Annotated in this window: 7 protein-coding genes; all 7 read left to right on the top strand. The window is 72.7% G+C overall.

Going from position 1 to position 12,146, the window contains the following annotated elements; genetic code table 11:
- The first annotated feature begins 37 nt into the window (after positions 1 to 37).
- Complete coding sequence (locus PV682_RS04080; RefSeq protein WP_319724058.1) at positions 38 to 1,234, top strand: cytochrome P450 family protein; 1,197 nt, start codon at positions 38 to 40, stop codon at positions 1,232 to 1,234.
- Between the two features lie 37 nt (positions 1,235 to 1,271).
- Positions 1,272 to 2,723 (top strand): amidohydrolase family protein, encoded by a 1,452-nt coding sequence (locus tag PV682_RS04075; RefSeq protein WP_319724056.1) that lies wholly within the window; start codon positions 1,272 to 1,274, stop codon positions 2,721 to 2,723.
- Positions 2,724 to 3,004: 281 nt separating this feature from the next.
- Positions 3,005 to 4,513, top strand: a complete 1,509-nt coding sequence (locus PV682_RS04070) for an argininosuccinate lyase (RefSeq protein ID WP_319724054.1) — start codon at positions 3,005 to 3,007, stop codon at positions 4,511 to 4,513.
- On the top strand, positions 4,510 to 5,430 hold the full coding sequence (locus PV682_RS04065; protein ID WP_109361778.1) for a GHMP family kinase ATP-binding protein: 921 nt from the start codon (positions 4,510 to 4,512) through the stop codon (positions 5,428 to 5,430). The genes PV682_RS04070 and PV682_RS04065 overlap by 4 nt, the downstream gene beginning before the upstream one ends.
- Positions 5,431 to 5,486: 56 nt before the next feature.
- Complete coding sequence (locus PV682_RS04060; RefSeq protein WP_319724050.1) at positions 5,487 to 7,769, top strand: pyridoxal-phosphate dependent enzyme; 2,283 nt, start codon at positions 5,487 to 5,489, stop codon at positions 7,767 to 7,769.
- Entirely contained in the window at positions 7,766 to 8,833 is a 1,068-nt protein-coding gene (locus PV682_RS04055; protein ID WP_319724048.1) for a GntG family PLP-dependent aldolase, read from the top strand. The genes PV682_RS04060 and PV682_RS04055 overlap by 4 nt, the downstream gene beginning before the upstream one ends.
- Positions 8,826 to 12,146: a fatty acyl-AMP ligase gene (locus PV682_RS04050; protein ID WP_319724046.1), complete on the top strand. Its 3,321-nt coding sequence runs from the start codon at positions 8,826 to 8,828 to the stop codon at positions 12,144 to 12,146. Before PV682_RS04055 ends, PV682_RS04050 begins: the two co-directional genes overlap by 8 nt.

Below are 12,146 nucleotides of genomic sequence, written 5' to 3'. Positions count from 1 at the left end.
TCTTTCCTGTGGGGTGGGGGGTAAGTAATGTGACGACATGGTCACATTAGGTGAGAGTTTCGGGGCGGGGTTCTGGGCCGATCCGCACGGTACGTACGCGGTGCTGCGGCGGGAGGAGCCGGTGCGTGCCGTCGTCACCCCGGACGGGCTGCGGGTGTGGGTCGTGAGCCGGTACGGCGATGTGCGGGAGGTGCTGAGCGACCCCCGGTTCGGGAAGGACGCGGAGGCCGTCGGGGAGCTGTTCCGGCGCAACACCGTGGCGGGCCGGGCGCCCCGGACGGTGGGCCGGAAGACCGCCGGGCACATGCTGAACAGCGATCCGCCCGCCCACACCCGGCTGCGGGCCCTCGTGTCGAAGGCGTTCACCCCCGGCCGTATCACCGCCCTCCTCCCCCGCACCGAGGCCCTCTCCGCCGCCCTCCTGGACGCCCTCGCGGACCGCCCCGGCATCGACCTGATCGGCGACTACGCGTTCCCCCTCTCCATCACGGTGATGTGCGAACTCCTGGGCCTCCCGGAGGGCGAACGGGACGCGTTCGGCGGCTGGACCCGGGACTACAACGCGACCGGCGCGCCGGAGACGGTGAGCGCGGCGGCGGCGAACATCACGGCGTACCTCACCGACCTGATCTCCGCGAAGCGGCAGACGCTCGGCGACGACCTCCTCTCCGCGCTGATCGACGACGACCGCCTCTCCGGCGAGGAGCTCGTCGCGATGGTGTTCCTCCTGCTCAGCGCGGGCCACGAGACGACGGTCAACCTCGTGGCGAACGGCATGCGCGCCCTGCTCACGCACCCGGCCCAGCTCAGGCGCCTGCGCGCGGACCCGGCGCTGATCCCGACGGCCGTCGAGGAGTTCCTCCGGTACGACGGCCCGGTGAACCTCTCGACGTACCGGTACGCGAAGGAACCGGTCACCGTCTCCGGCGTCGAGATCCCCGCCGGCGAACTGGTCCTGGCTGCCGTCACCTCGGCGAACCGCGACGCCGACCGCTTCGGCACCCCCGACGACCTGGACGTCGCCCGCACCCCCAACCGCCACGTCTCCTTCGGCGTCGGCATCCACTACTGCCTGGGCGCCCCGCTGGCCCGCCAGGAGGCCCGCGTGGCCTTCCGCGACCTCCTGGACCGCTACGCCGTGCTCGAACTGGCCGTGGAACCGGGCGAGTTGACGTACCGCCAGAGCCTGCTGATGCGCGGCCCGGAGTCACTGCCGCTGCGCGTGAGCCGATGAATCCCCCCGAGCCACTCGACAACTCACGGAGTCACCCATGACCAGTCGGACAGGGACCACCCGCCGCGAGGCCCTCGCAGGAGCCGCCGCCCTGGGCGTGACCTCCCTCGCCTCCGCGCCTCAGGCCCAGGCCGCCACCCTCGACTTACGCCCCGGCCGCCCCCTCATCATCCGCCGCGCCACCGTCGTCACGATGGACCGGGGCACCCTCGCGGACACGGACGTCCTCATAGAGGGCAACCGCATCGCCGCGATCGGCAAGAACCTCTCCGCCCCCGCCACGGTGATCGACGCGAACGGCGGCCTCCTCATTCCCGGCTTCGTCGACACGCACCGCCACATGTGGCAGACCACGCTGCGGGGCGTGGGCGCGGACTGGACGCTGGGCGACTACTTCGCGTGGATGGTCACGAAGTGGGGCCCCCTCTTCCGCCCGGAGGACGTCTACGCGGCGAACCACCTCGGCATGGTCGAGGCCGTGAACGACGGCGTCACCACGGTCACCGACTGGTCGCACAACTCCCGCACCCCGGAGCACGCGGAGGCGGCCGTGGACGCGCTGTTCTCGGTCCCGGGCCGGGCCAGGTACGCGTACGGCAACTCCTTCGCGCCCGACCTGAACTGGGTGACGGACGGCCGCGTGGACCGGCTGATCCGCGACCGCTTCACCGGGAGCCCGGACCAACTGGTCACCCTCCAGCTCGCGTTGGACGTGTCCGACACCGAGGACGCGAGGCGGGCGCTGCGCTTCGCGCGGGAGCGGAACCTCCCGGTGACCACGCACGCGGGCGTGTTCGGCTTCTCCGGCGACGAACAGATCCGGTTCCTGGCCGAGTTCGGCGCGCTGTCGCCGTCGTACACCCTGGTCCACGCAGGTTCGCTGGGCGACGACGCGTACCGGAGGATCGCCGCGAGCGGCGCGTACCTGTCGGTGGCGGCGGAGAGCGAGTCGAGCGCGGGGCAGGGCTACCCGCCCACCGGGAAGGCGCGGGAGTTCGGCATCCCGGTGTCGCTGTCGATGGACACGGTCGCGTGGTGGAGCGGCGACATGTTCTCGGCGATGCGCTCGACGCTCAGCGCGGACCGGGCGCTGGCGCATCTGCGGGCGCACGAGGCGGGCAGGACGGTCGCGGACAACGCGCTGCGCGCCTCGGACGTGCTGGAGTACGCGACGCTGGGCGGCGCGCGGGCGCTCGGCCTCGACTCGCTGATCGGCTCGGTCACCGTGGGCAAGCGCGCCGACCTGGTGCTGCTGCGCACCGACACGGTCGCGATGACACCGGTGCACAACCCGGCGGGGCACCTGGTGTTCCAGGCAGGCCGGGGGGATGTGGACACGGTCCTGGTGGACGGGCGGGTGCTCAAGCACCGGGGCGAGCTGGTCGGCGTGGATCTGAAGCGGGCGCGGCGGCTGGCGGCGGAGTCGTTCGGGTATCTGCGGTCGCGGATTCCGGACGCGGAATGGGAAGCCGCGATGAAGATCACGTGAACGAATCGTGAGCCATGATGAGCGCTCGACGAGCCGCTGCGCATAACTTGCTGTCGAGTCCGTCAGGTTGTTGCGAAAAGTTCGCGTCAAGAACGACCGCTCTTCGGGGCCGTGCCGCTCTCCGGAACCGACCCCGAACAGCGGGAATGCTGGATTCCGCTACCCAATCCCTCACCCCGGGTGAAATCCGTCACACTTGACCCACGGTCACTCTGCGAACAACCTCGGTGTCGCACCGCGTACCGATATGCGTTTACGGGGGTTCCATGAACGACCGCCGCATGCCTGACAACCGTCTCAGCGGCCGGATATCAGCAGCACCCAGCGATTTGCTCCACCGGGAAATCCTCGAACCGCAGTTCCGGTACGAGGCAGCACATCTGCTGCCCTGGTACGTGGCCATCGAGAAAGTGCTGGCCCTCGAATACAGCCGGATGAATCTGATCGAAAAGGACGACGCCCGGCGTATCGGTTCCCTCCTGGACGGAATCACCGCGGAAGGGCTCCGGGCGGACCCCGAGGCGAATTACTCGGACATCGCCTTCGCCGTCGAGCGCCACGTCGAGCAGCGCCTCGACCCGGCCGTGCCCCGCTGGCACGTCGACCGCAGCCGCAACGACCTCCAGGCCTGCGCCCAGCTCCTGTTCGGCCGGAGTCAGGTGCTGCGGGCCGCCGGGGCGCTCACCGCGTTCGGCCGGGCGGCGCACCGGCTCGCGGCGGCCCACACCGACACCCCGATGCCCGGGTACACGCACCTCCAGTCCGCCCAGATCATCACGCCGGGGTTCTATCTGGCAGCCGTGACGGACCGGGTGATCCACGCGCTGGAACGATTCCTCACGACGTACCGGGGGATCGACCTGTGCCCGCTGGGCGCCGGGGCGATGGCGGGCCAGGAGATCCCCTGGGACCGCGCGGAGATGGCGCGGCTGCTCGGCTTCCGCGCGGCGAACCCGCATGCCCTGGCGTCGGTCGCGTCGCGGGACTGGGTCGTCGAGGTCACCGCCGAACTGTCGCTGGCCGCCACCTGGCTGGGCCGGTTCTGCACCGACCTGATGGCCTGGGGCAGCTCCGAGTACGGCCTGATCGAGCTGCCCGACGAGCTGTCCGGGATCTCCTCGGCGATGCCGCAGAAGAAGAACTACCCGGTGCTGGAGCGCATCCGGGGCAGGACGGCCCACCTGGTGTCGCTGCACCTGGACACCGTGCTCGGGCAGCGCAACACCGCGTACTCGAACAGCGTCGAGGTGTCGAAGGAGGCCGGCGCGCACGTCCTGGGCGCGTTCGACACGCTGTGCTCCACCCTCGGACTGTTCACCACGGTCCTGGACCACCTGCGGTTCCGCGAGGAGCGGGCGCTGGCCCTGTGCGAGCGGGAGTACCTGGGCGGCTTCTCGCTGGCCAACCTGCTCACCCTCGACGAGGGCGTGCCGTGGCGCCGGGCGCAGGTCGTCGCGGGCCAGTTCATCACGGCCTGCGTCGAGCGGGGCCTGCCTCCCGCGCAGGCCGACCCCGAGCTGCTGCGGGCCGTCGCCGTGCGCAACGGCTTCGAGCTGAGCCGGCCCGAGCACCTGGTCGCCGAGTCCTTCGACGTCCGCCGGGGGCTGCTGCGCAAGAGCTCGCCGGGGTCCGCGCACCCGGACGCCGTGCGCGCGCTCCTGGCCGAGCAGGCGGGGCGGCTCGACGAGCTGGACGGGGAGTGGGCCGCGTGCGCCGGCACGGTCGACGCGGCGCTGGCCCGCACCGATGGCCTGCTGGGCATCGATGACGCGCAGGGCGGCGCCCGGTGACCGCCGACGAGACGACCCTGGAGTACGCGACCGCCACCGGCACGGGCCACGCCCACGGCACGTTCGGCGAGCTGCTCCAAGGGGTCCTCGACGAGAACGGCCTCGACTTCCTCGTCACCTTCCCCGTCTCCCTCACCTCCCGCGCCGACTTCCAGCTGGTCGGCGGCGCGCGGGAGGTCACGGTCAGGCCCGCGCACAAGCACAAGGCGCGCCGGCTCGCCCAGCGCGTCCTGCGCGACCACGGCGTCGAGGGCGGCGGACTGCTGACGCTGATCAGCTCGATCCCGGAGGGCAAGGGGCTGGCCAGCTCGTCCGCCGACCTGGTGGCGACCGCGCACGCGGTGGGGGACGCGCTCGGCGTCCGGTTCACGGAGAGCGAGATCGAGGCGCTGCTGCGGGACGTCGAGCCCTCGGACGGCGTCATGTACCAGGGCGTCGTGGCCTTCTACCACCGGCAGGTCCGGCTGAAGGAGCGGCTCGGTTTCCTGCCGCCGCTGACGATCGTCGCGCACGACATCGGCGGAACGGTCGACACGGTCCTCTTCAACCGCTCCCCCAAGCCTTTCGACGCGGCCGACCGCAGGGAATACAGCGCGCTTCTGGACGAATTGCGCGAGGCCCTGCGCCACGGCGACCTGGAAACGGTCGGCCGGGTTTCCACCCGCAGTGCCCTGAAGAACACGAAGCTCGCCGCCCGGGACTGTTTCGACGACCTCCTGCGCATTTGCCACGAGGTCGAAGGGCTCGGTCTCGTGCTGGCCCACAGCGGGACGAATCTCGGCATTCTGCTGCGCGACGACGTCCCGGATCACGCGGACCGGCTGGCCCATGCCAGAAAGTCCTGCGAGGCGCTTCCCGGCTCCGTCTCGCTCTACCGGTCGATGGGACCGGACAGTTACCGCACCGCCGGCGCATAAAGGCGAACGAACCGGCCGGACATACCGAACGCGATATTGCTCGGGGGATTTTTCCTGTGAAGTTCGACAGCATGGTCGACGCCGTCGGCCGTACTCCTCTGGTGCGCCTGCGCGGCGCGGCGCCCGGAGTCGAGGTCTACGCGAAGCTGGAGCTCCAGAACCTGTTCGCGATGAAGGACCGGGTCGCCAGGAGCATGCTCCTGGAGGCCCGCAGGACCGGGGTGCTGCGCGAGGGCGCGCCGATCGTGGAGAGCTCATCCGGCACGATGGCGCTCGGCGTGGCGCTGGTGGGGACGGCGCTGGGGCACCCGGTGCACATCGTCACCGACCCCCGGATCGACGCCATCACGCTGGCGAAGCTGCGGGCGCTCGGCTGCGAGGTGCACGTCGTGCGGGCCATGACCAGCCACGGCTGGCAGAGCGCCCGGCTGGAGGAGCTGGAGCGGCTGATGGCCGGCCTGCCCGGCGCGTTCTGGCCCCAGCAGTACAGCAACCCCGACAACCCCGGCGCCTACCGGCTGCTCGCCGAGGAGATCGAGGAGGACCTCGGCACGGTGGACGTGCTGGTCGGCTCGGTCGGCAGCGGCGGTTCGCTGTGCGGGACGGCCCGTGCGCTGCGGCGTACCTGCCCGGAGCTGCGGGTGGTGGGCGTCGACTCCGTCGGCAGCGTCCTGTTCGGACAGCCGGACGTGCCGGGCCGCCTCCAGAGCGGGCTCGGCAACAGCCTCCTGCCGAAGAACCTGGACCGCAGGGTCGTCGACGAGGTGCACTGGCTCAACGACCGGGAGGCGTTCGAGTCGGCCCGCGCCCTCGCCCGCGAGCAGCAGGTCTTCGCCGGCAACACCTCCGGCTCGGTGTACCGGGTCCTCATGCACGTGGCGTCGCAGGCCGCGCCGGGCACCCGGATCGTGGGCATCCTGCCCGACCGGGGCGACCGGTACGTCGACACCGTCTACGACGACGCGTTCTGGGCCCGCGAGGAGCTGGCCTCGCTGGAGGCGCGCGAGGCCCCGGACGCCGTGCCGCTCGACCGTGTCGTGCGCGCCTGGTCGGTCGCCGCGCTGCGGGAGCACCCCGAACCGCCGGGCGGGCACCTGCTGTTCGTGGAGTCCAACACCACCGGCACGGGCATGCTGGCGCTGTCCGTCGCCCGGCGGCTGGGCTTCGAACCGGTGCTGCTGACCAGCTCCCCGGCCCGGTACGCGGGCCTGGAGGAGGCGGGGTGCCGGGTGATCGTCTGCGACACCAACTCACAGGCGGAGCTGCGCCGCACGATCCAGGACGCGTTCCGGCGCGACGAGCTGGCCGGGGTGACGACCACCAGCGACTTCTACGTGCCCGCCGTCGCCGAGCTGACGACCTGGCTGGGGATGCCCGGGAACCGGGCGGACGCGGTCGCCGTGTGCCGGGACAAGGCGCTGCTGCGGGAGCGGCTGCGCGAACACGGCGTGCCGCAGCCGGGGTCCGTCGCCGTCCGCGACGTCGCCGAGGTGCCCGCCGCGCTGGCGTCGGTGGGGCTGCCGTGCGTCGTCAAGCCCGCCGACGACTCCGGGTCCAACAACGTGCTGCTGTGCCACAGCGAGGAGGAGGTCCTCGCGCAGGCCCGCACGATCCTCGGCATCCGCTTCAACATGCGGGACATGCCGACGGCCGGGACCGTCCTGATCGAGGAGTACGTCGACGCGCCCGAGTACAGCGTGGAGATGTTCACCTGGGACGGGGAGACCCGCTGCGTCGGGATCACCGAGAAGAGCGTCACCGGGCTGCCGCACTTCGTGGAGTACCGGCACGTGTTCCCCGCCCCGCTCCCCGCCGCCCGCGCCGCCGCCGTCGAGGACGCCGTGCGCCGGGCCGTGACGGCGGCCGGGATCACCCTCGGCGCCACCCACACCGAGGTGCGGGTCACCGACGACGGGCCGGTGGTCATCGAGATCAACCCGCGGCTCGCCGGGGGCATGATCCCCGAGCTGATCCAGCTCGCCACCGGCGTCCAACTCCTCGACCAGCAGATACGGGTGGCGGCCGGCCTGCCGCCTGAGCCGCTGCGCGAGCCGGTCCGGCACGCGGGCATCCACTTCCTGCTGGCCGACCGGGCCGGGACGCTCGCCGAGCTGGCCGGCACCGGCCGGGCGCGCGAGACCGACGGCGTCGACCGGGTGACCGTCACCGCACGGCCCGGCGCCGAGGTCCGCCCGCCCCGCAACGCCTACGACCGCCTGGGCCACGTCATCGCCCACGGCGACACCCATGAACAGGTCACCAAGATCCTGGCCGAGGCAGTCGGCCGCACGGCCGTCGTCCTGGCGGACGACGAAGCGACAGAGGGGCACGCACAGTGATCGAGCTGCGCAGCGACACATTCACCCTGCCGACCCCGGAGATGCTCCGGGCGATGGGCGAGGCACCCCTCGGGGACGACGTCTACGGCGAGGACCCCACCACCAACCGCCTGGAGGAACTCGCCGCCGCCACCCTCGGCAAGGAGGCGGCCTGCTTCCTGCCGAGCGGCACCATGGCCAACCTCGCCTCGATCATGGCGCACGCCCCGCGCGGCACGAAGGTGCTGGTCGGCGACGAGAGCGACATCTACATCTACGAGGCCGGCGGCGCCTCCGTGGCCGGCGGCATCGTCTACGAGCCCGTCCCCACCCAGCCGGACGGCCGCCTGCTGCTCACCGACCTCGCGAAGGGGTTCCCCGACGACCCCGACGACCCGCAGTTCGCGCTGCCCGCGCTGATCTGCCTGGAGAACACCCACAACCGCTCCGGCGGCAGCGTCCTGCCCCTCGGCTACCTCGCCGAGGTACGCGGCTTCGCCGACGAGCGCGGTGTGCCGGTGCACATGGACGGCGCGCGCCTGTTCAACGCGGCCGTCGGCGCGGGCGTACCCGTCGCGGACATCGCCCGGTACGCCGACTCCGTCCAGTTCTGCCTCTCCAAGGGGCTGTCCGCGCCCATCGGTTCGATGGCCGCCGGTACGGCGGACTTCGTCGGGCGGGTGCGGCGGATCAGGAAGCTGCTCGGCGGCGGGATGCGGCAGACCGGGGTGATCGCGGCGGCCGGCATCCTCGCCATCGAGGACGCCGGGCGGCTGGCCGAGGACCACCGCAACGCGGAGCGGCTCGCCGCGGGGCTCGCCGGGATCGAGGGCATCGACGTCCTGCCCGCCACGACGCGCACCAACATCGTCATGTTCCGGGTCACCGATCCCCGGTTCACCTGGCAGACGTTCGCGCGGGCGGCGGCCGGACACGGGCTGGCCATCGCGGAACTGGGACACGGACGGCTGCGGGCCGTCACACATCGCGGGGTGAGCGAGCAGGACATCGACGAGGCGATCGAGGTCGTCACCCGCGTCCTGGCCGGCGTTCCGGTGGAAGCGGGTGCCGGTCACCGTGGCTGAACAGTCCCCCACACACTTCTCCACCCTCCCCGCCGCTCTCTCCCACTGGGCCGCCGTACGCCCCGACGACACCGCGTACGTCTTCGCCTCCCCCCACGGCGACGCCGAGGTCTCCTACCGGGAGCTGGAGCGCTCCGCGCTGTCGGTCGCCGCGTTCCTGCGGACGACCGCGCGCCCCGGTGACCGCGTCCTGCTCCTGCTGCCCCCCGGCCTCGACTACCTGACCGCGTTCCTCGGCTGCCTGTACGCCGGAACGGTCGCCGTGCCGCTGTACCCGCCGCGCCCCGGCGCGAAGCTCGACCGGATCGAGGCGGTCGTCCGGGACTGCCGCCCCACCCACGCGCTCACCGTCGACCTGCTCCTCGACCACCTCAGGACCGCCGCCGACGGGCTGCGCCTGCACAGCGTCGAGGAGATCAGGGCGGCCGGGCACTCCGCGTCGCTCCCACTGCCGCGCGCCGCCGACCTCGCCTTCCTCCAGTACACCTCCGGCTCGACCGGCACCCCCAAGGGCGTCATGGTCGGGCACGGCAACCTCGCCGAGAACGACCGGGCCATCGCGGCCGGGTTCGGGGTCCGCCCGGACGACGTCATCCTCAGCTGGCTGCCGCTCTACCACGACATGGGGCTCATCGGTACGGCGCTGCTGCCGCTGTACCTGGGCGTGCGCGCGGTCCTGCTCGACACGTTCGCGTTCATCCACGACCCGCTGAGCTGGCCCGAGGCGATCTCCCGGTACGGGGCGACCTGCTCCGGCGGGCCCAACTTCGCCTACCAGCTGCTCGCGGACCGCTACGACGCCGAGCGCCTGGCGGGCCTCGACCTCTCCTCCTGGCGCATCGCCTTCAACGGGGCCGAGCCGATCATCCCGGCGACCCTGGAGGCTTTCGCCGGCCTGTACGGCCGGCACGGCTTCGACCGGGGCGCCCTGTACCCGTGCTACGGGCTGGCGGAGGCCACGCTGTTCGTGTCCGGCGCGGAGCCCATGGCCGGGTACGAGGCGCTGTCGCTGGACCGGCGCGCCGTGGAGGGCGGCCGGCTGGAGGAGGCGGCCCCGGACGACTCCGACCGTCTGGACGTCGTCTCCTGCGGGCGGGCCGCCGTCGACACGCAGATCGTGATCCGCTCGACGGACGGGCGCGCCCTGCCGGACGGGGAGATCGGCGAGATCTGCGTACGCGGGCCGGGCGTCGCGGGCGGCTACTGGGAACGCCCCGAGGCGTCCGAGGAGACCTTCCGCGCACGCGTCGAGGGCCGGGACGGAACCTTCCTGCGGACCGGTGACCTGGGCGCGCTGCGCGACGGTCAGCTCTATCCGGTCGGCCGCGGCAAGGACCTGATCATCGTCGCCGGGCGCAACTTCTACCCGTACGACGTGGAGAACCTCGCGTCCGCCGCCTCCGACGACCTGCGCCGGGGCTGCGCCGCCGCGTTCCAGCCGGAACTGGCCGAGCCACGCGTGGTCCTCGTCGCGGAGGCCGCGCGGGACGCGGTGGCACGGCTGCGGTCGGACGCCGGGGCGGTGGCGGCGCTGGGCGCGGCGGTACGGCGCCGGGTGGGGGCCGAGTGCGGTCTCGACCTGGCCGACGTGGTGCTCGTGTACCCCGGGTCGATCCCCAAGACGTCCAGCGGGAAGATCCGGCGGGCCGAGACGCGGAAGCGGTTCCTGGAGGGCGGGTTGAGGCTGCTCGGCACGTTCCGTGCGGAGTCCACCTCAGCTCCGGCCCCGGGCACCGGCCCCGAGCCCCTCCGCGCCCTGCTGGCCCGCCTCGTCGCCGCCCACGCGGGCGCCGAGCCCGGCGCCGAGGACTTCGCGCTGCCGCTGGCGGCCCTGGGTCTTGACTCGCTGAAGCTGGTCGCCCTGCGCGGGGGCATCGAGCGGCAGTCCGGGCGGCGCCTGGACACGGAGTTGTTCTACGGCGACCGCTCGCTGGACGACATCGCCGAGGCGCTCGCCAGTGCGCCGGAACCGGACGCCGGCCCCTCCGGCGAAGGCACCCCCGCAGCCGGCCTCGGCGTCCACCCCGCCACCGAGGGGCAGGTCCAGTTCCAGTTCCGTCACGAGCTGCTCCCCGAGGACACCGCGCACAACCTCCCCGTCGCCCTGCGCATCGGCCGCCGCCTCGACCCGGCCCGTATCCGCGCCGCGCTCGCGGCCGTGATCGCCCGGCACGCGGCGCTGCGGACGACGCTGGGCGAGCCGGGCAGCGCGACCCAGATCGTGCACGAACCGGGCGCCCTGCCGCTGGACTTCACGCACGAGGAGGCCGACGGCACCTTCCCGGACGGCGCTTCCCACGACGGCGCCCGCCTCGACGGCATCGCCCACCGCCGCTTCGACCTCACCCGGGGCCCCCTGGTCCGCGCGGCGGCCATCACCTCGCCCGACGCCACCACCCTCCTCCTCACCGCGCACCACACGGTCGTCGACTACTGGTCCCTGCGCATCGTCCTGGCCGACCTCCTCTCCGACCTCCTGGGCATCGACCTCCCGACCCCCGCCGAACCCCCCACCGCGGCGGAGTGGCTCCGCCACCGCGCCCCCGTCTCCGAGGCCCGGCTCGCCGAGGCCGTCGAGAAGTGGCGCCCCCTGCGCGATCACCTGCTCTTCCCGGTGGCCTCCGCCGCGCCCCGGCGCCGTGCCCCCGCCTCTCTCCTCGACTTCGCGGCGGACGCGGCCGGGGTCTACGAGGACGCCAGGGCCCACGGCCATACCCCCTTCGTCCTGCTGGCCGCCGCCTGGCTGCGCGCTCTGCACGAGGTGACCGGCGAGGAGCGCATCGTCATCGGCACGCCGTACCACCACCGGGACGACTGGCGTTTCGCGGGGACCGTCGGCTGCCTGGTCGACATGGTCCCGCTGCTGGGGGATTTCAGCGGCGGCCCGGAGGATCTCCGCGCCCGCACCGCGCGGGAGGTGCGCGCCGCCCAGCAGGGCGCGGCCGTGCCGTTCGCCCGGCTGGTCCGGGAGATCGAGCCCCCGAGGCACGGCCAGAACCCCTTGTTCCAGGCGACGTTGACGTTCCAGCAGTCGGCGGACGGCCTGCTCGGCGACGGTTTCGCGATCCCTTGGTCGGGAGCCCGCCAGGACCTGGACGGCGTCGAGGTGCGCGCCGTGGACGTCCCGCCCCGGGACACGGCGTTCGCGGTGAGCCTGTACGGCGCGCGGGACGGCGACCGTCTGGTGTTCCGCCTCGAACACCAGGAGCACCTGGTCCCGGCCGCGACCGCGGCCCGGCTGCGTGACGCGTTCCAGGAGGCCCTGGCCGGGCTGACCGCACCCCTCACCCGTACCGGAACCACCGGAGGCTGA

It is taken from the genome of Streptomyces niveiscabiei (assembly GCF_033794345.1).
Taxonomy (GTDB): Bacteria; Actinomycetota; Actinomycetes; order Streptomycetales; family Streptomycetaceae; genus Streptomyces; species Streptomyces niveiscabiei.
This window is presented reverse-complemented; position numbering and strand designations above follow the sequence as displayed.

What these genes read in the sequence shown, in the direction of transcription:
- PV682_RS04080 (WP_319724058.1), top strand. Translation starts at nt 38, where the DNA reads ATGGTCACATTAGGTGAGAGTTTCGGGGCGGGGTTCTGGGCCGATCCG.
- PV682_RS04075 (WP_319724056.1), top strand. Translation starts at nt 1,272, where the DNA reads ATGACCAGTCGGACAGGGACCACCCGCCGCGAGGCCCTCGCAGGAGCC.
- PV682_RS04070 (WP_319724054.1), top strand. Translation starts at nt 3,005, where the DNA reads ATGCCTGACAACCGTCTCAGCGGCCGGATATCAGCAGCACCCAGCGAT.